Below are 26,446 nucleotides of genomic sequence, written 5' to 3'. Positions count from 1 at the left end.
CTTGCCAACCGGCGGAGCCGCGGATTGGCTGGCGTTTTCGCCGAATCCGACAAAACCCGACACACGCTTTGTCGCCTTTCCTACGCGGCCTCAGCGAGCGGCTCGCTGCCGTGCTTCTGGCAGGTCTTGGCGCAGACGCGGGCGCAGGCACCGCAGCCGATGCAATCGCCGGGATCGGACACCGTCATCACGTAGCGCTCGATGTCCTCCTCGTCCTCGGCGACATTGCCGTCTTCGTCGAGCGGCACCTGGGTCAGCACCTTGCGGCCGCAAACCTTGTAGCAACGCCCGCACCCGAGGCATTCGCTGCCCTCGATCGCCAGCAGATACACCGGCACCCACGGCACTCCGGCCCGGGTTACAAACTCAGCCATCACACTCTCCCCTGATTAGTCCGCCGTGGCGGCATCGCGAAATTTCTCGATCCATTGCAGGCCGTCTTCGACTAGCGCCGATCCCGCCGCTTCCAGCTTTTCCACGCTGGCGAAGCCGAAGCGATGCACGTCGCGCAGCGTTTTCGACACCGCCACAAGACGGCCGCAGGTCAGCACCACGCGCCCGAAGCCTTCGCCGCTGACATGCAGCAACGGCGCCGCCATGATCCCGCTGCGTTGCTCGATCGCCAACGCCACGGCGGCATAGAACTGCTCCAGCCGTTCGATCAGCCGGGGATCGGGATTGCCGATGATCGGGACTTGCGATTTTTCGACTACGAACGGCGCCAGCAGATCGGCGTCCGGCTTGCCGTTGAACAAGTCATAGGTGTCGCGGGCGCGAACTTGGCGCACCAACTCGCGGCAGAAAGGACCCAGCTCCGGCACGCGCGCCTCACTCATCCAAAAAAGATGCTGCGGGCTGGCCCAGCAGCTTGCGCAGCCACGGCGGTGGCGTACCGTTCATCATCGTCTGGACGCGGCCGATCACGTCGGTGATGGCTTCGGGCTGCGGCAGCTTCAAGGGATAGACCTTGTTGTTGACCACCCGCGCCGCCGCAACGCCGCCGATGGCGAGCGAAAACAGCATGGCGCAGCCGGTGATCGCGGCCACTTTGGCACCGATACGGTCATCGCTTTCGGGTTCATCGATGTGGACGCCGTTCTGGTTCGACACCTGCTCGAACTGCACCGCTTCGACGAAGCGATAGTCGCTCGGTCCCACTTCGTAGATCACGATCGCCGGCGCACTGCCAAAATGGGCATCCACCCGATGCAGATCCTGGGTGGCGAAGGCGATCTTCAAGGCGCCGGACGCCGGCCCCGGATCGGTCTCGCTGGTCGTTTCAATGAGGTGCAGCCGCCGCATGGTCGCCTCCTGTCTTCGCGGTGATAAAGAGATTGCCGAGTGCAAAAATGAGATCGCGGGCGCCGCGATAACCGACGTTCAGCCGATGCGCCGCGCCCAGACTGTCGAACACCGGAAAACCGGCGGGGAAAAATTCGGCCCCGAGCCGTTCGGCCACACGCCGGCCGTGGCTGTGGCTGACGATCAGATCGCAGCCCGTCGCCGCCCGTTCGAGATCGTCGAGATCGCCGACGCGCGCCCCCGGAACATCCTTCAGAACCGCGTTGCTGGTGGGCGATATCGCGACCGCGATGGTCGCGCCCATGTCGGCGAGGAAGGTCGATAGCGCCGACAGCAGGTCGGGCTCGGCGGCGATACCGATTTTCTTCTGGCCAAAATAGAAATGGCCATCCAGCATCGCGTCGAGCAGTTGGCTGCGGCGACGCCGGATGGCCTGCGGCACGGGCCTGCCGGAAATCCTGGCCAGGGCAGCAATGAATTTATCCCAGGCCAGCAACCCGGTGAGGCGGGGAAACGTCTCGACCGGAACGCCTGCGCGTGTTTCGAGGGCGCGCGCGGCAGGCTCCATGGCAGACCCCAGTGCCAACGTGATGACGGACCGGCCCATGCGGCGGATGTCGGCGAGCGTGGTGCCACCGAGCGTAGTCGGCACCCAGCTGTCGGCGACATGGCCGTCGAGCGAACCGGAAAGATCGGGAAGGATGATGGCGGAAAGGCCGAATGCTTCCACCGTGTCGCGGATTTCCTCGATGTCGGCGGGCGTCAAATGGGCGCCGGCGAGAATATTCACCTGGCGCAGATTGGTTCCCGGCAGCGGCTCGACCAGTTGGTCGATGATCGCTTCCACCGCCCTCGCCCAGCCATCCTGGAACGAGCCGGTGTAATCGGGCGTCTGGGCGTGGATCAGCGCCACATCCGCCAGCTCGGGATGGCGGGCGCGGATCAGCTTGAGGTCGCCCTTGATGTCCTCACCGCGCGCTTCGGTGAGGCCGTTCGAGCAGATGCCGATCACCTTGGGATTGGCACGCGCGACGATATTGAGGATCGCCGATTCCAGATTGTCGTGGCCGCCGAGGATGGTCGTGACCTCGTTCATCGCCGTCGTCTGGAACGGGATCGCCTCGCGGAAATGGCGCACCAGCAGCACCAGCGCAAAGGCGGTGCAGCCCTGCGCCGCATGCAGCATCGGCAAGCAGCCGTCGAGGCCCATGAAGGCGGTGGCGCCGCCGAGCGGCTGGCTGAGCTTCAAGGGATTGATGGTGACCGGCTTGGCTTCAGCCATCGCTTTCCTCCCACGGCGGCGCGGCGCGCACCTGGGCCCAGATCGGGCTGGTGAGCTCGCGATGGATGGCGGTGAGCAGCGCGATGTTGCCGTCGTACCCAGCATAAGCGGTGTGGCGCTCCTGGTTGGAATCGAGCCACGGCACCTTGGCTTTCAGCGCCACGTATTGCGTGCGCCCGCCCGACAGCATGATGTCGGCCTCGCCGGCTTTCAGCTTTTCGTACATCTTTGCTTGCGGCAGGTTTTCGTAGAGATCGCCCTCTTCGCCCATCAGGGCGCTGGCGCGGGTCTTGTCGTCCTCGGTCGCCTTGCGCACCGAGGTGCCGATCACCGTCATGCCCGCCCATTTGAGCGCCGCGATCATCGACCACGATTTCACCCCGCCGGTGTAGAGCAGCACCTTCTTGCCGGCGAGCCCCGGCAGGATCTCGGCCAACGCCGTAGTGACCCGCGCTTCCTCTGCCGCAATCAACGTTTCGGTGCGGGCGATCAGATCGGCGGGAGCACCGCGCGCCACCAGCATGGCCGCCAGCGTGCGCAGCGATTTCGAGGTTTCGGGAACGCCGTAGAACGAGCCCTCGAACCACGGAATGCCCCAACGCTCCTCCATCTTGCGGGCGACATTGATCAGCGCCTGGCTGCACACCATCATGTTGACGCGGGCGCGATGGGCCTTGGTGATGTCGTGAAAGCGCGCATCGCCTGTGATTGCCGTCACCAGCCGGATACCGAGGCGGGCGAACAGCGGCGTCACGTTCCACAGATCGCCGGAGACATTGTATTCGCCGATCAGGTTGATGTCGGTTGGCGTGGTCTCGTCCGGTTCTTCGGTGCCGATGACGTGGTTCAGCAGCACCTCGCCCGCCAGCTTGGTGCCGAAATTCTTCTTGCCGACGAAGCCCGGCGCGTTGACCGGTATGACCGGCCGCCCGAGCCGCTCAGTCGCCGCGGCGCAGACTTTCTCGATATCGTCGCCGATCATCGCCGTGACGCAAGTCTGATAAACGAAAATCACCGGCGGATCGTAGCGTTCCGCGATTTCCTTGATGGCGCGATAAAGCCGCTTCTCGCCGCCGTAGATGACGTCGAGTTCGCCGATGTCGGTGGTGAAGCCAGTGCGGTACAGCATCGGCCCCGACGACTTGGAATGGCGGCTGTCCCAGGAATTGCCTTCGCAAGCAATCGGCCCATGCACCAGATGGGCGGCATCGGCGATCGGCTGCAGCACGATCTTGGCACCATCGAAGGCACAGCCGCCGGCGGTATTGCCCGGCGCCAGCGGCTTGCCGCCGCAGCCCTTCTTGCGCAGCTCTTTGTCCTTGGCCCGATTCCTGGCGCAGGCCGGTTCCTCAAACAGGTGTTGGAGCTTGGGCTGCAGCATCGCGTATCAGCGCACCATGTCGAACGATATGCCGGTCTTGATCGTGTCCTGGTCGAGTTTGTCGAGAATTTTGTCGAGGATGGTCACCAGCACGCGCAATCCGCCCTGATACCCCCAGGTTGGAAAGCGATGGTGATGGTGGCGGTCGAAGATCGGGAACGTCAGCCGGATCAGCGGAATCCCGAGATCGCGCTCGAAGATCTTTCCGTAGGTCGAGCCGATGACGAATTCGCTCGGCTCGGTGGCGAGCAGCGAGCGCATCGCCCACAAATCCTTGCCGGGCCACACCTGCGCTTTGGCGCCGTAAGGACTGGTCGCCAAGAGCGCCTTCATCTCCGCTTCCCACTCCTTGCCGCCGTTGGTCGACAAGAGATGGATCGGCTCGGCGCCCATTTCGAGCAGGAAGCGCGTCATGCCGTAGACGAAGTCTGGATCGCCGAACACCGAATAGGTTTTTCCGTGCAGCCAGTTCGAACTGTCGGCGAGCGCATCGACCAGGCGGCCGCGCTCCATTTCGAGGCTTTCCGGGATCGGCTTGCCGGTGAGGTCCGCCAACTTCATCAGCAGCTCGTCGGTGGCGCCGAGGCCGAGCGGGTAATGCAGCGGCACATAGTCCTGACCCTTCTGCGTCACCAGCTCGCCGGTCTTGTCGCTGCAGTATTTCTGCATCGCGATGGTCGCCTTGGCATTCAGCGCTGCCTTGACCTCTGCAATCGTGGTGCCGCCGCCGAACATGCGATACTTGCCGTCGGTCGGCGTGTCGAACTGATCCGAGACGTCGGAAATGATGGTGACGTCGATGCCGAATTCCTTGAAGACGCGCTTCAGCTCGCGATTGTTGCCGACCGCATAGCCATCAAAGCCGGGGATCAGGTTGATGCCCTCGCCCGGCGTGCGCTCGAGCCCATCCCAGAAGTAGGTGAACACGCTTTTGATAGCGGCGTCGTAGCCGTTGACGTGGCTGCCGACGAACGACGGCGTGTGCGCCTGGGTCACCGGAAAATCGGCCGGAACCGAACCCTTTTCGCGCGCATTGGTGATGAACGAGGTCAGATCGTCGCCGATGACCTCGGCAATGCAGGTGGTCGAGACGATGATCATGTCGGGCTTGTATACGGTGTAGGCGTTCTGCAAACCGTCGATCAGATTGTTCATGCCGCCGAACACCGCCGCATCTTCGGTCATCGAGGTCGACACCGCCGCGCACGGCTCCTTGAAATGGCGCGCCAGATGCGAGCGGAAATAGGCGGTGCAGCCTTGGCTGCCGTGATTGAAGGCGAGCGCCTTGTGGAAGCCGACGGAGGCGAACATCGCGCCCAAGGGCTGGCACGCCTTGGCCGGATTGACCACCAGCGCCTCGCGGGCGAGGTTCTTCTCGCGATATTCCCAGCTCTTGGTGTATTCCAGCTGCTTGTCGACGACCTCGGGCGGATGACGGCATTCGAGGGCGTGCTTGCGGGCGAACAGGTCCTGATATTCGGGCTCGTTGAAAAGCCGCGCGTGATCGAGGATGCGGTCTGCGGATTGGGGCATCGGTCGTTACTCGGCTTTCTTCCACGGCGCCTTGTGCATGCGCCAGATCGGATTGTTGATGGCAAGGTCCATGTCGCGGGCGAAAATCGCAAACCCGTCATAGCCGTGATACGGGCCGGAATAGTCCCACGAATGCATCTGGCGGAACGGCAGGCCGAGCTTTTGGGTGCCGTACTTTTCCTTGATGCCGGAGCCGACCAGATCGGGCTTCAGCGTCTGGGCGATGCGCTCGAGTTCGAATTCCGACGCGTCGTCGTACACCACGGTGCCGTCCTTGATGTAATGCGTGGTGCGCTGATAGTCGTCGCTGTGGGCGAATTCATAGCCCGTCGCGGTGACCTCCATGCCGAGATCGCCGTAAGCATCCGAAACGTGACGCGGCCGGAGTCCGCCGACGTAGAGCATGACCTTCTTGCCTTCGAGCCGCGGCCGGTACTTGGCGATGATCGCATCCATCATCGGCTGGTATTTGGCGATGACGCGCTCGGCGCCTTCCTTGATCGTATCGTCGAACTGCTCGGCGATGGCGCGCAGACTCTTGGCGATCTGACTCGGCCCGAAGAAATTGAACTCGATCCATGGCACACCATACTTCTCTTCCATATGACGGCAGATGTAGTTCATCGAGCGGTAGCAGTGGATCAGGTTGAGCTTGGCCTTGGGGCCGCGTTCGACTTCTGCCGCCGAGGCATCGCCGGACCACTGGCCGATGACGCGCAGCCCCGCCTCTTCCAGCAGCATGCGCGAGGCCCAGGCGTCGCCGCCGATATTGTAATCGCCGACGATCATCACGTCGTAGGGCGTCGATTCGAAACCTGGCTCTTCCTTGGTCGCGGCCGGATCGATCATGTAGTCGCGCATCACGTCGTTGGCGATGTGGTGTCCGAGCGACTGCGACACGCCGCGGAATCATTCGCAACGCACCGGCGCGATCGGCTTGCCGAGTTCCTTGCTTTTCTTTTTCGAAACCGCCTCGATGTCATCGCCGATCAGTCCCACCGGACACTCGCTCATCACCGAGATGCCCTTGTTCAGCGGGAACATGGCCTCGATCTCGTCGATCACCTTGACCAGCTTCTTGTCGCCGCCGAAGACGATGTCTTTCTCCTGGAAGTCGGAGGTGATCTGCATCACCACCCAGGAATTGACGCCGGTGATCGCGCCGGAGACGTAGTTGCGGCGCTGACCCCAGCTATATTGGCCGCAACCGACCGGGCCGTGGCTGATGTGGACCATGTCCTTGATCGGACCCCACACCACGCCCTTGGCACCGGCATAGGCGCAGCCGCGCACCGTCATCACGCCCGGAATGGACTTGATGTTCGACTTGACGCCGCAATCGGAATTGCCCTCGTCGTAGACATTCAGATGCTTGGCGCGCCGCTTGCCCGTCTTCGCCGGGTATTCGGCCAAGACATCGGCGAGCATCTGGCGGCGGGCTGCTTTGGCTTCCGCTTCCATTATGGGTTCTCCTGGCGATGCAATTTAAGCGACGGCTTTCTTGGCCTGACCGACGATGGTTTCGTCCTCGGGCTTCAGAATGCCGAATTCCATCAGCATGTCTTCGAGTTCGTCCATCGTGATCGGAGTCGGGATGGTGCCCTTGCCGCCGTTGGCGTGGATCTTCTTCGCGAGCTGGCGGTATTCCTCGGCCTGGCGGCTTTCGGGATCGTATTCGAGCACCGTCATGCGCCTCAGTTCGGCATGCTGCACCACGTTGTCGCGCGGCACGAAGTGGATCAGCTTGCTGCCGAGCTTCTTGGCCATGGCATCCGACAGTTCGAGTTCCTTGTCGGTCATGCGCGAGTTGCAGATCAGTCCGCCGAGCCGCACGCCGCCGGACGAGGCGTATTTCAAGATGCCGCGGGAGATGTTGTTGGCGGCATAAAGCGCCATCATCTCGCCCGACATCACGATGTAAATCTCCTGCGCCTTGTTTTCGCGGATCGGCATGGCGAAGCCGCCGCAGACCACGTCGCCCAACACGTCGTAGGAGACGTAGTCGACACCTTCATAGGCGCCGTTTTCTTCGAGGAAGTTGATCGAGGTGATGACGCCGCGGCCGGCGCAGCCGACGCCCGGCTCGGGACCGCCGGACTCGACGCACTTGATGCCGCGATAGCCGACCTTGAGCACATCCTCGATCTCGAGGTCTTCGACGCTGCCCGCTTCGGCCGCCAGCGACAAGACGCTGTTCTGGGCCTTGGCGTGCAGGATCAGGCGCGTCGAATCCGCCTTGGGATCGCACCCGACGATGAGGATTTTCTGCCCCATCTCGGCCAATGCCGCCAAGGTGTTCTGGCTGGTGGTCGATTTTCCGATGCCGCCTTTGCCGTAGAACGCGATCTGTCGCAACGCTGCCATGAAACGCTCCTTTGAAATCTCGAACCCACGACGACAAGGAGCAATCGCCGTGCCAGTTTCCCATTTTCGCGTTTGTGCGCCCAAACCGCGGGAATCCCGCATCGCTGCGCCCCGCACTGATTTGTCGCGTTGTCGGAAAACCGACAAAGCCCGACGGGTCCGCGCCGCGATTGTCGTATGTCGCACGCGATTGTCGCTTGGTCGCTGCGAAATCGGGGAAACGGTGACCGCCGAGCGTTGGCATGCCGCGTGCAACCCGGAGGGTCGAAGTTCATTCCTGCCCCCGGACATGACGCAGAACATCGTCGCCTTATCGAGCATCGGACGCTTCCAGGATCATAAGAGCACCGGCTGTGCCGCGACCGGTACCTGCGGCACGAATGCCGACGATCTTGCGCCGGAGGTCTGGAACAAGATCCAGGATCATCCCTGCTACAGCGAAGACGCCCACCACTATTTCGCCCGCATGCACATCGCGGTGGCGCCCGCCTGCAACATCCAGTGCAACTACTGCAACCGCAAATACGATTGCAGCAATGAAAGCCGGCCGGGCGTGGTCAGCGAGAAGCTGTCGCCGGAACAGGCGCTGCGGAAGGTGCTGGCGGTGGCCGCCGAGGTGCCGCAGCTTTCGGTGGTCGGTATTGCCGGGCCCGGCGACGCGCTGGCGCAGCCCAGCAACACGTTCCGGACCTTCGCGCTGATCAAAGAGGCGCTGCCGCATTTGAAGCTGTGCCTGTCGACCAACGGCTTGGCGCTGCCCGATCATGTCGAAACCATCGCCGCGATGGGCATCGATCACGTCACCATCACCATCAACATGATCGATCCGGCGGTCGGCGAGCGCATCTATCCCTGGATATTCTTCCGCCATCGCCGCTGGGAAGGCCGCGACGCCGCGCAAATCCTGCACGAGCGCCAGATGCAGGGCCTTGAGGCGCTGACCGCGAAAGGTATTCTGGTCAAGGTCAATTCGGTGCTCATTCCCGGCATCAACGACGCCCATCTCGCCGACGTCAACGCCGCGGTGCGGGCGCGCGGGGCGTTCCTGCACAACGTCATGCCGCTGATTTCCGATCCCGCCCACGGCACGCATTTTGGCTTGACCGGTCAGCGCGGTCCGACGCCGGCGGAATTGCGCACGGCCCAGGACCGCCTCGGCACCGATGCCAAGCTGATGCGCCACTGCCGCCAGTGCCGCGCCGATGCCGTCGGCCTGCTCGGCGAAGACCGCGGCGCCGAATTTTCCCTCGACAAAATCGAGGCGCCGAAACCGTTCGATCCGCGCCAGCGCGAAATGTATCTCTCGGTGGTCGAACGCGAACGCGCCGACCGCCAGAAGGCGAAGGAAATGGCCCAGAAGCCCGACCGGCATGCGGAAACGCCCGTTCTCGTCGCCATCGCGACCAAGGGCGGCGGCCGCATCAATCTCCATTTCGGCCACGCCAACGAATTCCAGATTTTCGAGGTCACCAGCGCCGGCGCCAAATTCGTCGGCCATCGCCGCACCGACAAGTATTGCGTCGGCGGCCATGGCGAGGCCGATGCGATGGCCAATACGCTGGCCGCGCTGGAGGGCGTGACGGCGCTGTTGTGCGCCAAGATCGGCGAACGGCCGCGGGCGCGACTGGCCGAAGCCGGCATCATCGCCAGCGATCACTATGCGTTCGAATACATCGAGGCTTCGGCAATCACCTGGTACGGCAGCTATGCCGGCACCGACGATGCGGCAGCGTCGGCTTAAGCAAGGAGACTGGACATGGCTTTCAAGATCGTTGCGGAGAAATGTACCGGCTGCGGGTCCTGCGAATTCGAATGCCCCAACAACGCCATCAAGGCGAAAGGGGCGGTGTTCCAGATCATCGCCGGCAAATGCACCGAGTGCAAAGGCATCTACAAGACGCAGCAATGCGCCGCCGCCTGCCCGGTGCCCAAAACCTGCATCGCCGCATGAGCGACGATGCGATCGTCGAACTCGACGCCCCGCCCGCCTTCCGCGTCGGCGACAAGGTGCGCGCGCGATGCCTGGTGCGCAACGACGGCAGCTATCTCGGACGGCGCGTCGGCGACGAGCTGATTGCGGCCGGCGAGACCGGCTATGTGCGCGCCATCGGCACCTTCCTGCAGCGCTTTTTCATTTACGAAGTGGATTTCCTCGACCGCGGCATGGTGGTCGGCATGCGGGCCAAGGAATTGGAGATCGCATGAAGATCATGCTGCGCAAGGCGGGTGACATCTATTCCGTGTACGTCGCCAAGAAGGACCTTGAGGAAAAGGTCGTGGCGGCGGAAAAGCCCGGCCTCTGGGGCGGCACCGTCACGCTTGCCAACGGCTGGGTGTTCCAGCTCCCCGACATGGCGCCCGACACGCGCCTGCCGGTCAGCCTGGAAGCGCGACGGTTGGAATCCTGACGCCGAGCGCCACCAGCGCCGGTACCTGGCTGCGGATTTCGGCGGTCACCTTGGGGTCCATCCGCCGCAGCCAGTCATCGGGGATGCCGTCGGTGCCATAGGTCGCGCCCGCCAGCATGCCGGCAATCGCGCCAGTGGTGTCGGCATCGCCGCCCTGGTTCACCACCTCAATGAGACAAGAGCGAAAAGAGTCGGTGCAAAAATAGTAATGCAGCACGGTCTGCATGGTATCGACGATATAGGGCGACGACAGGCCGTGATACGGCGTGAAATTGAAGCTGCGGTGCTCGGCGATCAAGGCATTGGCGAAGGCGCGCACCTCCTTGGGGCCGCCCCCCAGCACCAGCGCCTGCACCATCGTACCGATCGCCAGCGTCGCCGCATCCGACAGCGGATGATTGTGGGTGATGTGGCATTGGCCGAGCGTCCACCGTTTGAAGTCGTAAGGCGAATGCAGACTGGCGAGCGCCACGGGCAGAGTGCGCATGCAGGCGCCGTTACCGGCATCGCCGTCGTTGTAAGGCTTTTCGGTCGTGCCATCATGGATGAAGCGGGCAATGCCGCGCCGGCAGGTGTTGCCGACATCGACCGGCCGCGTCCGCAGCCAGGCGGCAAATTCCTCGCACACCGTCCGCGCTTCGAACCCGTCGCTGCGGATCAATCCCCGGCCTAGCGCCAGCGACATCGCGGTATCGTCGGTTACCTGTCCCGGCTTCAGCTTGAGCCAGCCGCCACCGACGATCTTGTTGTGCTCGCCGTACTTCAGCTTGATCTCGCGCGGCGTGAGAAACTCCACCGTCGCTCCCAGCGCATCGCCGATCGCCAGCCCGAGATAGGCCCCGAGGGCGCGATCCATCACTGTTTTGTCGTCGATTTTCATCAGTAATAGAGCGCCCGGGCCTCGTAATCGCCGCCGATCACGACATATTCGCCCTCGCCCTTGAGGGCATGGCGCGGCAGCAGCGAGTTGTAGAACAGGATCTTCACCGTCGGCACATCGACTTCCAGAATGATGTCGCCGAAACTCTCGGCCAGATCGCGCTCCGAGGTGAACGACAGCAGGCTGTTGAGCTTGACCACCACGCGCTGCTTGTCGATCCGGCTGATCAACTTCTGCTCCTCGAAAGCGTTGGTGCCGCGGTAGAGCTGGACATGCTTCTGGCCGACCGAATGGAAGCGGCCGAGACACCACTGGCAGAACTCGTACAACAGATCGAGCTGAGCCTGGATGGCGTTGGAATGAAACCGGCTCGACATTTTCTCTTCGACATAGGTGATCCACGCATCGCCGGAAAAGCGATCGATCGGCTTTTTGTGAAAAGTCGGAAACAGCCCGAAACGGCTTTCCACCCAGCCTTTCAGCACCGCCCCTTCCGGCGAGTTGGCCTCGTAGCCCCAGCCGCGCAGCAGGCGCAGATACGACGACGCCCGGAAGCGGGCCGGGCCGCGGCCATCGCGATCCTGATCGTCGAGATCGAACATGGTCGCCATATAGGCCTCGAACATGCCCGCCGCGACCTCCGCCGTGTCGGCTTCGGCCAGCATCTTGAACAGCGAGCGGTTCTGTTCGCGCACCGCGGCGATGTGGAGCGCCACCGGATAGGCGTTGAACGCCGCCGACGCGATCAGCCCGGTCGGAACGCCGACGAGATTGGTGGAGTGCCCGCGTTCCTCGACCATCGCCTATTCGGCCGCGGCAAACAGCGAACCGGCGCGGGCCTCGGCGACAATCTCGGGCAGAACGCCAAGCAGCCGGTCGACCTCGTCATCGGAGTTGGCCCGCGACAGCGAGAACCGCACCACACCATGCGCCGCGGAATACGGCACCCGCATCGCCCGCACCACATGGCTCGGCTCGATCGCGCCGGAGGAACACGCCGAACCGGCCGACGCCGCGAACCCGGCTTGATTGAGACGGAACAGAATCTCCTCGCCATCGGCGCCATCGAAAGCGATGGCGCTGGTGCCGGGCACGCGGTTCGGCCCATCGCCGAGCACGAAGGCGCCGTTGATCGTGGCGACAATTGTGCGCTCAAGCCGGTCGCGCAAGGCGGCCACCAGCCGATTTTCGCCAAACCGCGCCACCGCCAGCTCCGCCGCTTTGCCCAGTCCGACAATGGCGGGGACATTCTCGGTGCCGGCGCGCCGCGCCCGCTCCTGCCGTCCGCCGCGGATCAGCGCCCGGAACTTGGTCGACCTCCTGACATAGAGCGCGCCGACGCCCTTGGGGCCGTGGAACTTGTGCGCCGACAGCGACAGCAGATCGATGCTCGTCGCCGTGACGTCGATCGGGATTTTGCCGGCGGCCTGGACGGCATCGGTGTGAAAGACGGCGCCGACGTCATGCGCCAGCGCCGCCAGGTCGGCGACCGGGAATATCGTTCCGGTCTCGTTGTTCGCCAGCATCACCGACACCAGCGCCACCCGACGGCTGAGGGCGCGCCGGAACGCGGTCCTATCGAGGCGGCCGTGCCGATCGACGCCGATGCGATGCACCACGATGCCGGCATGCTTTTCCTGATCGGCGAGCACCGCCAGCACGGCCGGATGTTCCACCGTCGTCGTGATGACCTCGTTGCGTTCCTCGCGCCGCAGCGATTGCAGCAGCGCCGCGTTGTTGGCCTCGGTGGCGCCGGCGGTGAAGACGATTTCGCTGTCGTGCTCGGCCCCGATCAGGCTCTGGACCTGACGGCGCGCCTCGGCCACCGCCGCTGCCGCCGCCTTGCCGAAATCGTGCGTCGAGGACGGATTGCCGAAACTCTGGTCGAAAAACGGCAGCATCGCCTGAACCACGTCCGGATCGGTCCGCGTCGTGGCGGCATTGTCAAAATAGGCCCAGTGCACGGCAGCCTCCGGTGAAAACCGTCGCCGCAACACGCAGCAAGGTTGATGCCAGCCGGAAACGGCGCGTTGCCGCGGCTTTGTCGCGGCCATTGTCGGAAACCCGACAACGCCCGACACATCACGTCACGCTCTCTGTCGAGCGGCGCAAATGGGCCAGCAGCGATTCACCGGTTTCTCCGTTGAAGCAGGCATCGTAGTCGCAACACTCGCCGCACGACGGCGCGGTGCAAAGATTGTAGGCGGCGTCGCGGCAGATCATTCGGAAAAAGAACTTCTTCCACTTCATGTCGGCGGCGTTGCGGCGGGCCAGCGGGGCAAAATGCGCCGTCATCAGCGCCGAAAGCTCGCCCCGGTCGCGCAGACCGAGGTCCTGCCACAAGTGATTGGGACGTTGCGCACGACGGGCGATCAGTTCGGCGAGCAGCATGTCCAGCGGCGAACCCAATGTGGTGCCGCGCCGCAGCAGCCTCAGCAGGCAGGCTTCGTCGTCGCTGCGCACCACATCGCTCCCCGCCGCAAGCAAGCCATAAGCCTGCGGAAACAGCGCAACGAACGCGAGCGGCATACCGTCGTAGCCAGCCATGTCGCGCACCGGCTGGTCGGCGGCGGCGGCTTCCGCGATCGACAGCGCCAGGATCGAGGCCAGCACATGCGCCTCGAAACTTGCGTTTTCACCGATCAACCAACGATAGGCAGCGTCCGGAGTCATGGTTCAAAACTTCTTCAACGGGATGCCGTGTTTTTTGAGGGCGTAGCCAATCTGGCGCGGCGTCAGCCCCAGCATCCGCGCCGCTTTGGCCTGAACCCATCCCGATTTTTCCATTGCCTCGACGAGATGGGTCCGTTCCGGCGCCGCGTCCGCCACCGGCGTCGACGCTATTGCCACGACCGGCGCGGCGCGCTGCGGTTCCGCCTTGACGCCCTTCCACAGCATCGCCGACAGGCAGCCTTCCTTCTGGCAGGGAAAATCGCCATCGGCGAGCAGCTTGGTACGCGCCAGCGTGGCGGTGTGGCGGATGCAGTTTTCGAGCTCGCGCACGTTGCCGGGGAAATAGCAGGACTCCAGCATCGCCAGCGCCGCCGCGTTGAGCGTCAGCTCGGTGCCGTGTTCGCGGTTGAAGCGGCCGAGAAATTCCTTGGCGAGCGGGCCGATGTCTTCGCGCCGGTCGCGCAAGGCGGGCAGGAATATCGGAACCACCGCGAGACGGAAATAGAGATCGGCGCGGAACGCCCCTTTGGCGACTTCGGCTTCGAGATCGCGATTGGTGGCGCAGACCAGACGGACATCGACCTTGATCGTGCGCGCGCCGCCGACCCGCTCAAATTCGCCCTCCTGCAAAACGCGCAGCAGCTTGGCCTGGAACGCGCCCGAAATCTCGCCGATCTCGTCGAGAAACAGCGTGCCGCCGTGCGCCAGCTCGAAGCGGCCTTTGCGCTGGTTGATGGCGCCGGTGAAAGCGCCCTTTTCGTGGCCGAAAATTTCCGATTCCAGCACCGTTTCCGGCAGCGCTGCGCAATTGAGCTTGACGAACGGCCCATTCTTGCGTGGCGACAGATGATGGATGGCGTTGGCGACCATCTCCTTGCCGGTGCCGGTTTCGCCGCGCAGCATGATGGTGGAATTGCTCCGCGCCACGCGCCGCACTTTCTCCAAGACCTCTTGCAGCGCCGAACTGCGCCCGATGATCCCCTTGACGGTGGCGGCGCTGTGCCCTTTCACGTCCTCGCGTTCCTTGGCGAGGCGCGACTGATCGGCGAGCAACCGCTCGCGGTCCTGCGCCACCACCTTGTGCAAGCGCAATGCCTGACCGAGCAGGTTCGCGACCATGGTGAGGAAGCGAACGTCGCTGTCGAACGGCACCGGCCGCGTCGCAGTTTGCACGCGGTCGATGGTCAGGGTGCCGAGGACGACATCGCCCTGCTTGATCGGCACTCCGATGAACGACACGATCTCGCCCTCCATGCGGCGCAGGTCGGCACCGACCGAGGAGAACATCGGATCGCGGGCGATGTCGGGCACCACCAGCGGCATCTTGGTGACGACGATCTGGCCGATGGCGCGCTCCGGCAGGCGCTCGAAAAACGTCTTGCCGTTGGTTTCGGTCCAGCCCGACCCGACAACGAGATCGGGCGCACCGTCGGGCGTGAGAAATGCGATCAATCCATGCCGCATGTCGAGGAAGCTGGACAGCAGCGCCAGCACGCCGGACAGCGTCGGCTCCAGCCGGTTCGGCGATGCGAGCAGTTTGGAAATCTCGTAAATGCCGCCAAGCGCCATCTCGGCGCGATTGCGGGCAGCTAAAAGGTCCGCACGACCCTGATCCATAACGACCGCACGCATGACCGCTCCGTCGCTTGCCGGCCGGTCCTCCCGAAGACTTCTTTTTATGCGTCCTATCTTGCAGGAAGTGCGCCACGCCGTCCCAGCGGTGCAAGCGCGCGATGCGCAGCAATTGATACCATCACGGCCGCCATATTGCCGCGGCGGGCTGGCTTTACGCTGCCGATTGCCCACGGCGTAGGCTGTGTGCCGCCATTTCGAGCGCTCAGCGCCGACGACACCGCTTGCACCGGCTGACGAATCCCGTGAGATTCGCCCCGGATTTGGAGATTATAACGCGATGAAACTCAGCGCCCGCAACCAGCTCAAAGGCAAGATCGTCGCCGTCACCAAAGGTCAGACCACCGCGCATGTGACCATCGACCTCGGCAGCGGAATGGTGATCACGTCGTCGATCACCAACGAGGCCATCGATGACCTTGGGCTGGCGGTCGGCGACGACGCTTATGCGATCATCAAAGCGTCGGACGTGATGATCGGCAAATAGCGTCAGGCGAATTGCGTTCCGGCGGGGCTGGTATCGTAGCCGCCCATCGCTTCGAGTTCCTGGCGGAATTGCGTCCGCCCGAGGGTGTCGCACAAGGCCTGCACCTCGGGCATGTCGAGATGCTTCTTGCGCAGCACCAGGTCGTAGCGCTCGCGCACCAAGGTCACGAAATCGAGGCCGAACACCCGTGCCGCCGCTTTGGTGGCGATGCAGCAATCGGCAGCGCCCGCCAGCACTTGCATTGCCGCCGGCAGATGTCCGCGCGCCAGCGTATCGTAGCCCTGCACCGCCTTGGGCGCGATCGCACACTTCTCAAGCTCGCCGTCGAGAAGAAACCGCACCACCGCGCCGGGCTCGCGATTGACGATCTTGACGCCCTTGCGCGCGAAATCGGCGACCGATCGGATCGCCTTGGGATTGCCGCGCGGCGTCACGATGCCAATTTCCCAATTGGAGAAACCGATCACCGCGACGCTGCGCCGGTCGAACAGCCGCCGCACCGGTCCGAGATTGTCGGCCGCGCCCCCGTCGCTATCGCTCAAGTGCGAGCCCGCGATGTGGACGAGCCCCTGCTTCAACAGATCGAGCGCCGCGGTCGAATTGCGGTTCAGCACCACCAGTTCCACGCCCGCCCGGCGCAGGTGTCGCGCCAGCACCGAGATTCCGGGATCGCAGCCGGCGACCAGCAGCCGCTTGGACAGATCGAGATGGCCGTGGAAAGGCTGTACGCGGACGGGCTTGCCGATGCGCGGCTTGCTCAGCAGCACTGCATCGGCCGGCGGCAGACTCCAGTCGAGACTGTCGGGCGCCACCGCGATCAATTCGCCATTCACGGGACAGAGCTGGACCGGCTGGCCTTCATAGCTCGGCTGCGATCCGGCGATCAGGATGGCATCGAGACTTTCGGGCGGCGGCGGCGCCTCCTCCTCGATGAAGAACAGCTCCTCGACCTTGCAGCCCAGAACCCGGGCCAACCGCAACGCAACGGTGGTATTGGGGACATAATTGCCGGCCTCCATCGCGTAGATGGTCTGGCGCGACACGCCGATGTCGGACGCCAACTCGGCAGCACCGAGGCCGCGCTTCTGGCGCATCTCAAGCAGACGATTGTGCGAAGGCATGCCGGACCCGTGCGTGTGACACCATCCGTCTTAGCACGGACGATGGCCGCGGGAAATCGAGGCGGTCGCGTGCTCAGGCCTTAATCGGACTGGCTTATTACCGGGCAGAAGCACCCGTCCCGGCTTGCGACCTACCGTCGCCACAGCCGTCTCTAGCACCATTGCGCGCCCCCACGCCCCCCAGTGTCGTTCTCCAATGACATGTGTTCTGTTAAAACGACAGCGACAATCACGACGGATGGCCATGGGATCGAGCGACACACGGTGGGATTTGTACGAGGCGCTGATCGAGGCCGTGCCGGCCGCAGCGCGTGTGGAAGATTGCGTTTGCGGGCTCCACTGGTTTGCGGTCCGCGCCGCCGGCGTCGGGCTTGCGATGGCGCCGGGTGACGGCACGCCCTCGCTGCCGCTGGCCGGACGCTACGCCGGTATGGCGTTGCGCGACCTTGCAGCGCTGTCGAAATCGTGGAACTTCCATGAGGCGGCGCTCGGGGTCGCCGCCATCAATGCCGCCTTCAATGCCCCGGCCGCGGTAGCCAACGCTTTCGGCAAGCCCCTCGCCGACATCGAAAGCGCCAACTGCTTTCACTATCTGCGCGAGGCGTTTCGCGGCAAGAAGGTTGCGGTGGTCGGCCATTTCCGCGACCTCGAACCGCTGCAAGACATCTGTGAGCTGACGATCCTCGAGCGCAAACCTCAGCCCGGCGATCTGCCCGATCCGGCCTGCGAATTCGTGCTTCCGGGCCAGGACATCGTCGTCATCACGGCGGTGACGCTGATCAACAAGACGCTGCCGCGGCTGTTGCAGCTCGCCAAAGGTGCCCGGATCGTGCTGACAGGCCCGACCACGCCGCTGACGCCGATCCTCTACGATTTCGGCATCGACATGCTGGCCGGGCTGGTGGTCGAGGATGATCCGCAGGTTCTGCGCACGATCCAGCAGGGCGGCCAGCACCAGTTGTTCGACAGCGGCGCGCGGATGGTAACGCTCGAACGCCGGATCGCTGGATGACAAACCGCAAGCCAGCCCGCGCCACCCTGATCGCGTTGACCGCGATGTTCCTCGTGGTGGCGTGGTGGTCGCTGGGGCTTGGCCGCTACGATGTGCCGTTGGAAACGTGGTGGCAGCTCGTCACCGCCCCCGACAAGGCCGGCGTCGCCGGACAAATCCTGTTGCAGGTGCGCTTGCCGCGCATTGCCGCCGGCATTCTGATCGGCGCGGGACTGTCCGCAGCAGGCGCGGCGTATCAAGGCATTTTCCGCAATCCGATGGTGTCGCCGGATATTCTCGGCGCTTCGGCAGGGGCCGGTTTCGGTGCCGCCGCCGCGATCCTCTACGGCCTGTCGATCGTCGGCATCGAGCTTCTCTCCTTCGGCTTCGGGCTTGCGGCGGTTGGATTGACATGCCTCGCCGCGGCCCGGCTCAAACGCGTCGGCGATCCCATCCTGACGCTGGTTCTGGTCGGTATCCTGATCGGCGCGGTGTTCACCGCCCTGGTGTCGCTCGCCAAATATGCCGCCGATCCCTATTCGAAGCTGCCGGCGATCACGCTGTGGCTGATGGGAAGCCTGTCGGCGATCAATCCGAAAGACCTGGGGCTCGCGTTGATCCCGATGGTGATCGGCCTCGTGCCGCTGCACCTGCTGCGCTGGAATTTGAACGTGCTGGCCTTCGGCGAGGAGGAAGCCCACGCCCTCGGCGCCGAAACCGTCCGCCTGCGCTGGATCATCATCACCTGCGCCACGCTTCTGACCGCCGCATCGGTCGCCATCGCCGGCATGGTCGGGTGGGTCGGCCTCGTCATTCCCCATCTGGCGCGGATGCTGGTGGGGCCGGATTATCGCGTGCTGTTGCCGGCCTCGGTCTTGATCGGCGCCAGCTATCTTCTGCTCGCCGACGATCTCGCCCGCTCGATCCTGGCGAACGAGATTCCGCTCGGCATCATCACCGCCCTGATCGGTGCACCGTTCTTCCTCTACCTGATGATGCGGTCGAACCGGGGCTGGGCATGAGATTGGATGTCTCCCATCTCTGCTGCGGCTATCCCGGCCATCCGGTAACCGAAGCGATTTCGTTTTCGGTCGCAGCCGGCGAAGCGCTGTACCTGCTCGGGCCCAACGGCTCGGGCAAGACGACGCTGTTCAAGACGGTGCTGGGCCTGCTGGCGCGCCAGGGCGGCCATGTCGCCATCGACGGTACCGACACCGCCGCATGGTCACGGGCCCGCCTCGCACGCAGCCTCGCCTACGTTCCGCAAGCGCACACCCCGCCCTTTCCGTATTCCGTCCACGATGTGGTGCTGACCGCGCGCACCGCCCATCTTGGCATGTTCGGCCAACCTTCCCGCGCCGATGTCGCGATCGCCGATGACGCCATCGCCACCCTCGGCCTCAGCCATCTCGCGACGGCGCGCTACACCGAGATCAGCGGCGGCGAGCGCCAGCTGGTGCTGATCGCCCGCGCGGTGGCGCAAGAGAGCCGCTTCCTGGTGCTGGACGAGCCGACCTCCAACCTCGACTTCGGCAATCAGGTGAAGGTTCTGAAGAAAATCCGTGAACTGATGGCGCGCGGCTACGGCCTTCTGGTCACCACCCATCTGCCCGACCAGGCGTTCCTGTGCGCCAGCCGGGTGGCGCTGCTGCAAGGCGGCAAGCTGATCGACATCGGCGATCCCGAAAGCGTGCTGACGGAAACGCGCCTGAAACAAACCTATGGCGTGGACCTGAAGATTGCCGAAGTCGAACCCGGCCTGAAGGTCTGCGTGCCCTTGATCGCGTGAGGAGACGGCAATGCGAATATCCAGACTGATCGCGTTTGTATTGGCACTGGCCATCGCGGCATCGCCCGCTCTCGCCCGCAGCTTCACCGATCAAGTCGGACGCAAGCTCACCGTGCCGGACAAAATCCGCAAGGTCTATTGCATGAGCCCGACCTGCCAGGTGCTGATGTACACGCTGGCGCCCGATCTCCTCGCCGGCTGGAATTACGACCCGACGCCGGGCGAAAAGGCGATGCTCGTCGCGCCCTACGACGCCCTGCCGATGCTTGGCGGCTGGTACGGGCGCAACAACACCGGCAATCTCGAACAGATCATGAAGGTGCATCCCGACGTGATGGTCTCCATCGGCGCGCCGGCAAGCACCTCGACGGAAGAACGCGTGCAAGCGCAGACCGGGATTCCGGTCGTGATGGGCACCTGGGAGATCGAGAAACTCGCCGACAACTATCGCATGCTGGGCGAGCTCACCGGGCGTCAGGCGCGCGCCAAGGAACTGGCCGAATACGTTACCCGCACCCTCACCGACGTCAAAACCAGGGTCGCGACGATCCCGCCCGACAAGCGCCGTCGCGTCTATTACGCCGAAGGTCCGAAAGGGCTCAACACCGATCCCGGCGGTTCGGCGCATGCCGAATCCATTCTCTATGCCGGCGGCAAGAACGTCGCCGAAGTGCCGACCGATCATGGCTATGGCGAAGTTCCGGTCTCGATGGAGCAGATTTTCGTCTGGAATCCCGAGGTCATCATCGCCGGTTACGACCACGAGCATTCGCCTGGAGCCTTTTATTCAAGCGTCTGGAGCGATCCGATGTGGAGCCAGGTCCGGGCGGTGAGGGATCATGCCGTCTACGAGGCGCCGCAGTTTCCCTTCAACTGGATCGACCGGCCGCCGTCGGCGAACCGCATCATCGGCATCAAGTGGCTGGCGAAAACGTTTTACCCCACCCTGTTTCCCTATGACCTGCGCGCCGAAACGCGGCATTTCTATCAGCTGTTTTATCACCGCAACCTGACCGACGCCGAGCTGAACGCGCTTTTGGCGCAGGCCGTCAAAAAATAGGGTACGATATGAGCTTCGATTGGCGCGCGCCTGTCACCATCACGCCGGTCGGCGTCGTGGAATCCGCGTTCAAGGATTTTGCGCAGCCCACCCGTTACGATGCCGAAAGCACCGTGGTGATCCGCGAAGACCTTGCCGACGGGCTGATCGGCATCGAGCACTTCACGCACCTTCACGTTCTCTATTACCAGCATCGCAAGCAGGAATGGCAGCAAAAGATGGGGCTTTCGCAAACCGACGAGCAGGCGTTGATCATGCCGCTCGCCGGCGAACCGAGCTGCAAAGGCATCTGGACCAGCCGCTCGCCGGCCCGGCCTTCGGGTATCGGCTCGTGCGTCGTCGAACTTATCCGGCGCGACAACAATCGGCTAACGGTGAAGGGTCTCGATGCCTTCGATGGCACCGCCGTCCTCGACATCAAGATCTACATTCCGCGCTACGACAGCTTCCCGATGGCCGAGGCGCCGCTGCACTGGTCCGCCCGCCACGATATCGACGTCACCTCGCGGCTCCTGCATTGGGATACGATGAATGTCGGCATGACGCTCGGACTTCGCGCCGGACAGCGCGCCCTGAAGGAACTTGACCTGTCGCGGACCGAGGCCGATCACGCCGCCGTTATCGGCGGCCAGTTCTTCGCCCAGGGCATCGAAGGCGTCACCGGTTGCAGCGTGCTGCGGCACACGCTCGACTTCGTCGACAAGGCGAAATCGATTGCCGATTGGTCGCTGGTGCTGACCAAGGACGCTCAGCGCGTCGAAATCCGCCTTGCCGACCGGCTCTATGCCGGTGCCGACGAAGTTCTGTCGCTCGGCGACAATGTGCTGTTCGCGACCGTAACGTCGTAACGGCGCACAATTCGCGCGCACTTGGCCGCGCTCGTGCCCAATCCACCAGCAGCAACGCGCAACACCTCCGGCAAAATGTGCCGTCGCGACAATGCGCGCACCCTCTCGCCCGCCATTGAGCCGGCCTCACGTCTTGTGCTGACGACATTGTCCTTTTTAGATGACAGAGATCGCTGCGAAGCGACACGACGGCCCGACCGGGCCAGACGTATTTGCGAGGGGAAAAGATGCGCATCCGTTTCTGTTTGAACTCCTGTTCCATCCTGGCGCTCGTCGCCGCTGCAGCCCCGGCCTTGGCCCAGACCACCGGCGGCGACGGCGTTTTCAACTTGGGACGCATCGAACAGATCACCGTCGCCGGAACCGCCGCCGCAGCGGCTATCGGCGAAACCAAGATCGGCAACGATCAGATCACCGCCTTCAACGCCCTGACGCTGGACAAGGTGCTCGATCAGGTGCCCGGCGTTTCAACCTCGACCACCGGCGGCACCCGCAACGAGCAACTGTTCTTCGTGCGCGGCTTCGATCGTTTCCAGACACCGCTGTTCGTCGATGGCATCCGCGTTTATCTGCCCGCCGACAACCGGCTCGACATCGGCTTTTTCACCACCGCCAACCTGTCCGAGGTGCAGGTCGAAAAGGGCTATGTCTCGGTGCTGTCCGGGCCCGGCGCGCTTGGCGGCGCCATCAACCTCGTCACCCGCAAGCCGACCAAGGAGTTCGAATACGACGCCCGCATCGGGCTCACCGCCGGCAACGAACTCGGTTACAACGGCTATAACGCCTCGGCCTATCTCGGCCATGCCACCGGCCAATATTATCTCTCCGTCAGCGGCACGGTGACCAAGACCGACCAGTTCCGCCTGTCCGACGATTTCGCCGGCACCGCTACCCAGCCCAAAGGCGACCGCATCGATTCCGCGTCGCGCAATTACAGCCTGAACCTCAAGGCCGGCTACACGCCGAACGCCACCGACGAATATTCCCTCAGCTACTCCGGCCAGTGGGGCAAGAAGGAAGCGCCGTATTCGGTGTCCGACACGCTCGCCTCGCAGCGCAACTGGACGTGGCCGTGGTGGAATGTCCAGAACGTCTATTTCCTTTCCAACACCGCGTTCGGCGACAGCGCCTATCTGAAGACCAAGGTCTATTATTCGTCGTTCCTCAACGGGCTCTATTCCTACGACGACGCCACCTTCACGGCGCAGACGCTGCCGAAATCGTTCCGCAGCCTCTATTCGGATTATGCCTACGGCGCCAATCTCGAAACCGGCTACAGTTTCGGCACTGCTGACACGCTGAAGCTTTCCGGCTTCTACCGCCGCGACAGCCACACCGAATGGCAGGTCATCTACAAACCCGCGTTCACCGAACCGAAGCAGACCAGCGTTGAGGATACGAGGTCCATCGCTTTGGAAAACCGCTACCAGATCGCCGATCCGCTGGTGTTCGTGGCCGGGCTTTCCTACGACTACCGCCACCTGCTCAAGGCGGAGGACTTTGTCGACCCCGCTGCGGCCGGCCAGACCGGCACCTTCGTGCACTATCCGGTGCATGACGGCAGCGCGGCGAACGTCCAGGGCGAATTGATCTACACGCTCGGCGACGGCGGCAGCCTGCACGCTTCGATTTCCGATCGCGCCCGCTTCCCGACCCTGTTCGACCGCTACTCCACAAAATTCGGCACCACCATCTCCAATCCGGCACTGGAAACGGAGCGTGCCATCAATTACGAAATCGGCGGCGCCGATACGTTCTATGGTGTCCATGTCGACGGCGCGGTGTTCTACAGCCGCATCACCAAGGCGATCGTCTCGGTCCCGATCGTATTCTGCGATACGACCTCCACTGCGACCAAGAACTGCACCGGCGCCGCCGGCGTGGCGGGCGTCAAGACCTCCACCACCCAGACCCAGAACGTCGGCACCGGCGATTATCTCGGCTTCGAGCTTGCGGCGAGCGGCAAGCTCCTCGACAGTCTGACGGCGGGGATTTCCTACAGCTATGTCGATCGCAGCCTGAGCGCGCAAAACCCCAGCAATCCGGCGCTGACCGCGGGCTATCATCTGACCGGCATGCCGAACAGCCAGGCGTTCGTGTATCTCGCCTTCACGCCGCTGCCCGATTGGACCCTCCGCCCCAGCATCCAGACGGCGTCCAATCGCTGGAGCACCAACACGGCGGGAACGGCCTACTACAAGACCGGCTCCTATTTCCTGACCAACCTCGAAACCGATTACGATCTTTGCGATCACACCACGCTGGCGGTGGGCGTGAAGAATTTGTTCGATGTCAACTACACCGTGACCTACGGCTTCCCGTCGGAAGGGCGCAACGTCTTCGCCAATCTGCGGATCAAATCGTGAGGCCCGCCATGGCAAGGACCGTCGTTGCCGTATGCGCCACTGCCTTTTTCGCATTGGCCGCAGCCGTGGCCGGAACCGGCGAGCTCGATGTCACCGGCGCCGTGCTCAAGCCGCTGCACTTGACCGCGGGCACGTTGCGGAGTTTGCCGCCGACCGAGGTCGTGCTGACGGGCAAGCCGGGAACACAGGGTACATACAAAGGCGTGCTGTTGTACAAGCTCTTGGATCAGACCAGCTTGAAGGACAAGCCCGGCAAGAACGCCTTCCTGCAGCACAGCGTGATGGTGATCGGGCGCGATGGCTATGCCGCCGCGCTCGCCATCGGCGAATTCGAGCCCAATTACGAGGCCAAATCCGTCATCATCGCCTACGAAGTCGACGGCCGTCCGTTGCGCGACGGCTTCCGGCTCGTCGTCCCCGGCGACAAGGAAGGCGGTCGCCAGGTGCACGACGTGACACGGATCGAGGTGCAGTAATGCGCATCCCGTGTCCAGGGCCGACTCGATGAGTGGCTCGCGATAACGAACGCCACACCGCATCGCTCTGCGCCCGGGCGCCGATCGGCCCAGCGCATTACGACACAAATCATGAATTATATAATCAGTTCAACGACTTCTCTGGTGGGCGGTGAGAGTTTCGAACTCCCGACCCTCTCGGTGTAAAGGCCCCTGTTGATTTTTGCCTGATTTTACTGGCTTTTTCGTGCGTCAGACAGCCTTGGATAAATACATGGCCCCACACACGAATTCACAAAAGCCGCGTCAAACTGCGTTTTCTCGTTCTTTCCACAATTTCCAAAAATTGGACGATTTTTTCTTCGCGCAGCTTCCGCCCTGCTTCCGCGAACATGCGGTCGTGACGGTTCAATTCGGCCCTCGCAACAATATACATGAGGGCCGCGATGAGTAAAATCACCAAGACCACCGTTGATAATTTGGACCGGCATCCGACGAAGGAATACTTCGTCTGGGACGACGACATTCATGGCCTTGGCATCCGGGTCATGCCTTCCGGATGTGCCTCCTACTTCATCCAGTATCGGACACCCGAAGGGAAAACACGGCGGCTGACCATCGGCAAGGTCGGCACCCTCACTCCGAACGCCGCCCGCGACCTTGGCAAGACTAAGCTTATTGAGGTCTGCACTGGCGGTGATCCGTCTCGCACCCGCCACGATGCCCGCGAAACCCTCGACGTGGCAGAAGTTTGCGATCTCTACCTGAAAGCCGCAGCTTCCGGCTTGGTGCTGAGCCGCTTCCGCACGCCCAAGCGTCCATCCACCATCGAGAACGACCGCAGCCGCATCGCCCGCCACATCAAGCCCCTGGTCGGCACGATCCCGGTTACCAAGCTCACACGCGCCGATGTGCAGCGTATGGCGGATGCCGTGGCAGCGGGAAAGACCAACGGCGTGTTCAAGACCAAGCGCCGCGGCAAGGGCATCGTGAAGGGCGGCAGCTTTTCGGCATCACGCGTCGTTCAGATGTTCGGCGGCATTTGGACCTGGGCCGAGCGCCGCGGCTACGTGTCGGGCGTGAACCCCGCTCGCGGTGTTGAGACGGCCAAAGCGGTCCCGCGTGATCGCATTCTTTCGACTGCTGAATTGCGGGCATTGGGAAAGACGCTACGGGCGAACGAAACCATGCAACCAGCCGCGGCGACGGCGGTGCGCCTGTTGGCCTACACCGGCTTTCGCAAGGAGGAAATCTGCGGCCTCAAATGGGCGCAGGTCGACTTTGAACACCATTGTGTCCGGCGCCAGAACACCAAGAACTGTCGCAATGCTCGCCCGGTAGCCGCGACGGCGCTGGCAATCCTCGCCGATTTGAAAGCAAAGGCGGATAATACCGAATTGAACAGCCCTGCCCGTGACTGGGTATTTCCCAACGTGACAGGCAATGGCTCCGCCGACTTCGATCATCGCATCGAAGACATTTTCATCGCCGCGGGCCTGCGGAAACCACCGAAGCCGGGACACCCTGCCGATCCTGATAATGTCCGGGCACACGACTTGCGCCGCACATTTACAACCACTGCCGCGGAACTCGGCTACAGCGACGCCACCATCGACGAGATGACCGCGCACGCCCGTCGCGGCGTCACCGCGACCCACTACATCCGCTTGCCTGACAAGTACCTGATCGAGGCCGCGGATTGCGTGGCGGCGAAAATCGAAAAGGCGCTGAGCGGGACGCCGGGCGGTCTGCCGAAGGCGGCCAACGACGACGAACCAGCCCGGACGGAAACAACAACAGCGCCCAAAGATTGCAGGGGACCGCAGAGCCAAACCCTGCCGGCAACCCTACCCCCTCGAGTATCCCTTCTCAAC

26 protein-coding genes and 1 pseudogene are annotated in these 26,446 nt (G+C 63.4%); 13 read left to right on the top strand and 14 right to left on the bottom strand.

Going from position 1 to position 26,446, the window contains the following annotated elements:
• Positions 1 to 80: 80 nt before the first annotated feature.
• The 8 genes and pseudogenes from fdxB to nifH all read right to left on the bottom strand — a co-directional run bounded on the left by fdxB (position 81) and on the right by nifH (position 7,862).
• The gene (gene fdxB / locus AC1P6P_RS17145) at positions 81 to 374 is read right to left on the bottom strand and encodes a ferredoxin III, nif-specific (RefSeq protein WP_481403661.1); all 294 of its coding nucleotides are present in this window, start codon (positions 372 to 374) and stop codon (positions 81 to 83) included.
• Between the two features lie 15 nt (positions 375 to 389).
• Positions 390 to 836, bottom strand: a complete 447-nt coding sequence (locus AC1P6P_RS17140; RefSeq protein WP_481403660.1) for a NifX-associated nitrogen fixation protein — start codon at positions 834 to 836, stop codon at positions 390 to 392.
• Positions 829 to 1,302 carry a nitrogen fixation protein NifX gene (gene nifX, locus AC1P6P_RS17135; RefSeq protein ID WP_481403659.1) on the bottom strand — a complete coding sequence of 158 codons (474 nt, stop codon included), beginning with the start codon at positions 1,300 to 1,302 and terminating at the stop codon, positions 829 to 831. The genes AC1P6P_RS17140 and nifX overlap by 8 nt, the downstream gene beginning before the upstream one ends.
• On the bottom strand, positions 1,280 to 2,584 hold the full coding sequence (nifN, locus tag AC1P6P_RS17130; protein WP_481403658.1) for a nitrogenase iron-molybdenum cofactor biosynthesis protein NifN: 1,305 nt from the start codon (positions 2,582 to 2,584) through the stop codon (positions 1,280 to 1,282). The genes nifX and nifN overlap by 23 nt, the downstream gene beginning before the upstream one ends.
• A complete protein-coding gene (gene nifE, locus AC1P6P_RS17125) occupies positions 2,577 to 3,965 on the bottom strand; it encodes a nitrogenase iron-molybdenum cofactor biosynthesis protein NifE (protein WP_481403657.1) in 1,389 nt (462 codons plus the stop codon). Before nifE ends, nifN begins: the two co-directional genes overlap by 8 nt.
• 6 nt (positions 3,966 to 3,971) lie before the next feature.
• The gene (gene nifK / locus AC1P6P_RS17120; RefSeq protein ID WP_481403656.1) at positions 3,972 to 5,498 is read right to left on the bottom strand and encodes a nitrogenase molybdenum-iron protein subunit beta; all 1,527 of its coding nucleotides are present in this window, start codon (positions 5,496 to 5,498) and stop codon (positions 3,972 to 3,974) included.
• A gap of 6 nt (positions 5,499 to 5,504) precedes the next feature.
• A pseudogene (nifD, locus tag AC1P6P_RS17115) lies at positions 5,505 to 6,959 on the bottom strand (nitrogenase molybdenum-iron protein alpha chain).
• A 24-nt stretch (positions 6,960 to 6,983) separates the two neighbouring features.
• A complete protein-coding gene (gene nifH, locus AC1P6P_RS17110; protein ID WP_481403655.1) occupies positions 6,984 to 7,862 on the bottom strand; it encodes a nitrogenase iron protein in 879 nt (292 codons plus the stop codon).
• A 289-nt stretch (positions 7,863 to 8,151) separates the two neighbouring features.
• Here nifH and nifB point away from each other — a divergent pair, with 289 nt between their 5' ends.
• The 4 genes from nifB to nifT are packed head-to-tail and all read left to right on the top strand — an operon-like array spanning position 8,152 to position 10,270.
• A complete protein-coding gene (gene nifB, locus AC1P6P_RS17105) occupies positions 8,152 to 9,603 on the top strand; it encodes a nitrogenase cofactor biosynthesis protein NifB (RefSeq protein ID WP_481403654.1) in 1,452 nt (483 codons plus the stop codon).
• A gap of 15 nt (positions 9,604 to 9,618) precedes the next feature.
• The gene (locus AC1P6P_RS17100) at positions 9,619 to 9,813 is read left to right on the top strand and encodes a 4Fe-4S binding protein (protein ID WP_481403653.1); all 195 of its coding nucleotides are present in this window, start codon (positions 9,619 to 9,621) and stop codon (positions 9,811 to 9,813) included.
• On the top strand, positions 9,810 to 10,067 hold the full coding sequence (locus tag AC1P6P_RS17095) for a nitrogen fixation protein NifZ (RefSeq protein ID WP_481403652.1): 258 nt from the start codon (positions 9,810 to 9,812) through the stop codon (positions 10,065 to 10,067). The genes AC1P6P_RS17100 and AC1P6P_RS17095 overlap by 4 nt, the downstream gene beginning before the upstream one ends.
• A complete protein-coding gene (gene nifT / locus AC1P6P_RS17090) occupies positions 10,064 to 10,270 on the top strand; it encodes a putative nitrogen fixation protein NifT (protein WP_481403651.1) in 207 nt (68 codons plus the stop codon). The genes AC1P6P_RS17095 and nifT overlap by 4 nt, the downstream gene beginning before the upstream one ends.
• On the opposite strand, the gene draG is transcribed toward nifT, so the two are convergent.
• The 5 genes from draG to nifA all read right to left on the bottom strand — a co-directional run bounded on the left by draG (position 10,239) and on the right by nifA (position 15,455).
• Positions 10,239 to 11,144 carry an ADP-ribosyl-[dinitrogen reductase] hydrolase gene (gene draG, locus AC1P6P_RS17085; protein ID WP_481403684.1) on the bottom strand — a complete coding sequence of 302 codons (906 nt, stop codon included), beginning with the start codon at positions 11,142 to 11,144 and terminating at the stop codon, positions 10,239 to 10,241. The genes nifT and draG overlap by 32 nt on opposite strands.
• A gap of 5 nt (positions 11,145 to 11,149) precedes the next feature.
• Positions 11,150 to 11,950: an NAD(+)--dinitrogen-reductase ADP-D-ribosyltransferase gene (locus AC1P6P_RS17080; RefSeq protein ID WP_481403650.1), complete on the bottom strand. Its 801-nt coding sequence runs from the start codon at positions 11,948 to 11,950 to the stop codon at positions 11,150 to 11,152.
• A 3-nt stretch (positions 11,951 to 11,953) separates the two neighbouring features.
• Positions 11,954 to 13,114, bottom strand: coding sequence for an aminotransferase class V-fold PLP-dependent enzyme (locus AC1P6P_RS17075; protein ID WP_481403649.1), 1,161 nt, complete (start codon positions 13,112 to 13,114; stop codon positions 11,954 to 11,956).
• Between the two features lie 118 nt (positions 13,115 to 13,232).
• Positions 13,233 to 13,823, bottom strand: a complete 591-nt coding sequence (locus tag AC1P6P_RS17070; RefSeq protein WP_481403648.1) for a nitrogen fixation protein NifQ — start codon at positions 13,821 to 13,823, stop codon at positions 13,233 to 13,235.
• A 3-nt stretch (positions 13,824 to 13,826) separates the two neighbouring features.
• Positions 13,827 to 15,455, bottom strand: a complete 1,629-nt coding sequence (gene nifA / locus AC1P6P_RS17065) for a nif-specific transcriptional activator NifA (protein ID WP_481403647.1) — start codon at positions 15,453 to 15,455, stop codon at positions 13,827 to 13,829.
• 280 nt (positions 15,456 to 15,735) lie between these two features.
• Here nifA and AC1P6P_RS17060 point away from each other — a divergent pair, with 280 nt between their 5' ends.
• Positions 15,736 to 15,942 (top strand): TOBE domain-containing protein, encoded by a 207-nt coding sequence (locus AC1P6P_RS17060; protein WP_481403646.1) that lies wholly within the window; start codon positions 15,736 to 15,738, stop codon positions 15,940 to 15,942.
• Between the two features lie 2 nt (positions 15,943 to 15,944).
• Here AC1P6P_RS17060 and AC1P6P_RS17055 read toward each other — a convergent pair whose 3' ends face one another.
• A complete protein-coding gene (locus AC1P6P_RS17055) occupies positions 15,945 to 17,063 on the bottom strand; it encodes a substrate-binding domain-containing protein (RefSeq protein WP_481403645.1) in 1,119 nt (372 codons plus the stop codon).
• A 244-nt stretch (positions 17,064 to 17,307) separates the two neighbouring features.
• Between AC1P6P_RS17055 and AC1P6P_RS17050 the strand changes: the two genes are divergently transcribed.
• From AC1P6P_RS17050 to AC1P6P_RS17015, 8 genes are all read left to right on the top strand, one after another.
• Positions 17,308 to 18,075 carry a Rossmann-like domain-containing protein gene (locus AC1P6P_RS17050; RefSeq protein ID WP_481403644.1) on the top strand — a complete coding sequence of 256 codons (768 nt, stop codon included), beginning with the start codon at positions 17,308 to 17,310 and terminating at the stop codon, positions 18,073 to 18,075.
• The gene (locus AC1P6P_RS17045; RefSeq protein ID WP_481403643.1) at positions 18,072 to 19,076 is read left to right on the top strand and encodes a FecCD family ABC transporter permease; all 1,005 of its coding nucleotides are present in this window, start codon (positions 18,072 to 18,074) and stop codon (positions 19,074 to 19,076) included. Before AC1P6P_RS17050 ends, AC1P6P_RS17045 begins: the two co-directional genes overlap by 4 nt.
• Complete coding sequence (locus AC1P6P_RS17040) at positions 19,073 to 19,843, top strand: ABC transporter ATP-binding protein (protein WP_481403642.1); 771 nt, start codon at positions 19,073 to 19,075, stop codon at positions 19,841 to 19,843. Before AC1P6P_RS17045 ends, AC1P6P_RS17040 begins: the two co-directional genes overlap by 4 nt.
• A 10-nt stretch (positions 19,844 to 19,853) precedes the next feature.
• Entirely contained in the window at positions 19,854 to 20,903 is a 1,050-nt protein-coding gene (locus AC1P6P_RS17035; protein ID WP_481403641.1) for an iron ABC transporter substrate-binding protein, read from the top strand.
• Between the two features lie 8 nt (positions 20,904 to 20,911).
• On the top strand, positions 20,912 to 21,751 hold the full coding sequence (tsaA, locus tag AC1P6P_RS17030) for a tRNA (N6-threonylcarbamoyladenosine(37)-N6)-methyltransferase TrmO (RefSeq protein ID WP_481403640.1): 840 nt from the start codon (positions 20,912 to 20,914) through the stop codon (positions 21,749 to 21,751).
• A 227-nt stretch (positions 21,752 to 21,978) separates the two neighbouring features.
• A complete protein-coding gene (locus AC1P6P_RS17025; RefSeq protein WP_481403639.1) occupies positions 21,979 to 24,117 on the top strand; it encodes a TonB-dependent receptor plug domain-containing protein in 2,139 nt (712 codons plus the stop codon).
• Positions 24,118 to 24,125: 8 nt separating this feature from the next.
• Positions 24,126 to 24,593 carry a molybdopterin-dependent oxidoreductase gene (locus AC1P6P_RS17020; RefSeq protein WP_481403638.1) on the top strand — a complete coding sequence of 156 codons (468 nt, stop codon included), beginning with the start codon at positions 24,126 to 24,128 and terminating at the stop codon, positions 24,591 to 24,593.
• 425 nt (positions 24,594 to 25,018) lie between these two features.
• Positions 25,019 to 26,446 (top strand): tyrosine-type recombinase/integrase (locus AC1P6P_RS17015; RefSeq protein WP_481403637.1); only part of this gene is annotated, 1,428 nt, incomplete at its 3' end.

Source organism: Rhizomicrobium sp., assembly GCF_056722145.1.
The sequence above is the reverse complement of the archived record's forward strand: the minus strand, read 5'-3'. Positions and strand labels throughout refer to the sequence as shown.

Bases quoted from the DNA above. Each gene is read 5' to 3' on its own strand.
- AC1P6P_RS17060 (WP_481403646.1), top strand. From the start codon at position 15,736: ATGAAACTCAGCGCCCGCAACCAGCTCAAAGGCAAGATCGTCGCCGTC.
- nifB (WP_481403654.1), top strand. From the start codon at position 8,152: ATGACGCAGAACATCGTCGCCTTATCGAGCATCGGACGCTTCCAGGAT.
- nifT (WP_481403651.1), top strand. From the start codon at position 10,064: ATGAAGATCATGCTGCGCAAGGCGGGTGACATCTATTCCGTGTACGTC.
- AC1P6P_RS17045 (WP_481403643.1), top strand. From the start codon at position 18,072: ATGACAAACCGCAAGCCAGCCCGCGCCACCCTGATCGCGTTGACCGCG.
- AC1P6P_RS17035 (WP_481403641.1), top strand. From the start codon at position 19,854: ATGCGAATATCCAGACTGATCGCGTTTGTATTGGCACTGGCCATCGCG.
- nifK (WP_481403656.1), bottom strand. From the start codon at position 5,498: ATGCCCCAATCCGCAGACCGCATCCTCGATCACGCGCGGCTTTTCAAC.
- AC1P6P_RS17140 (WP_481403660.1), bottom strand. From the start codon at position 836: ATGAGTGAGGCGCGCGTGCCGGAGCTGGGTCCTTTCTGCCGCGAGTTG.
- AC1P6P_RS17055 (WP_481403645.1), bottom strand. From the start codon at position 17,063: ATGCCTTCGCACAATCGTCTGCTTGAGATGCGCCAGAAGCGCGGCCTC.
- AC1P6P_RS17070 (WP_481403648.1), bottom strand. From the start codon at position 13,823: ATGACTCCGGACGCTGCCTATCGTTGGTTGATCGGTGAAAACGCAAGT.
- nifH (WP_481403655.1), bottom strand. From the start codon at position 7,862: ATGGCAGCGTTGCGACAGATCGCGTTCTACGGCAAAGGCGGCATCGGA.
- AC1P6P_RS17100 (WP_481403653.1), top strand. From the start codon at position 9,619: ATGGCTTTCAAGATCGTTGCGGAGAAATGTACCGGCTGCGGGTCCTGC.
- AC1P6P_RS17020 (WP_481403638.1), top strand. From the start codon at position 24,126: ATGGCAAGGACCGTCGTTGCCGTATGCGCCACTGCCTTTTTCGCATTG.
- fdxB (WP_481403661.1), bottom strand. From the start codon at position 374: ATGGCTGAGTTTGTAACCCGGGCCGGAGTGCCGTGGGTGCCGGTGTAT.
- nifA (WP_481403647.1), bottom strand. From the start codon at position 15,455: ATGCGTGCGGTCGTTATGGATCAGGGTCGTGCGGACCTTTTAGCTGCC.
- nifN (WP_481403658.1), bottom strand. From the start codon at position 2,584: ATGGCTGAAGCCAAGCCGGTCACCATCAATCCCTTGAAGCTCAGCCAG.
- AC1P6P_RS17040 (WP_481403642.1), top strand. From the start codon at position 19,073: ATGAGATTGGATGTCTCCCATCTCTGCTGCGGCTATCCCGGCCATCCG.
- nifX (WP_481403659.1), bottom strand. From the start codon at position 1,302: ATGCGGCGGCTGCACCTCATTGAAACGACCAGCGAGACCGATCCGGGG.
- AC1P6P_RS17025 (WP_481403639.1), top strand. From the start codon at position 21,979: ATGCGCATCCGTTTCTGTTTGAACTCCTGTTCCATCCTGGCGCTCGTC.
- tsaA (WP_481403640.1), top strand. From the start codon at position 20,912: ATGAGCTTCGATTGGCGCGCGCCTGTCACCATCACGCCGGTCGGCGTC.
- AC1P6P_RS17050 (WP_481403644.1), top strand. From the start codon at position 17,308: ATGGGATCGAGCGACACACGGTGGGATTTGTACGAGGCGCTGATCGAG.
- AC1P6P_RS17095 (WP_481403652.1), top strand. From the start codon at position 9,810: ATGAGCGACGATGCGATCGTCGAACTCGACGCCCCGCCCGCCTTCCGC.
- nifE (WP_481403657.1), bottom strand. From the start codon at position 3,965: ATGCTGCAGCCCAAGCTCCAACACCTGTTTGAGGAACCGGCCTGCGCC.
- AC1P6P_RS17080 (WP_481403650.1), bottom strand. From the start codon at position 11,950: ATGGTCGAGGAACGCGGGCACTCCACCAATCTCGTCGGCGTTCCGACC.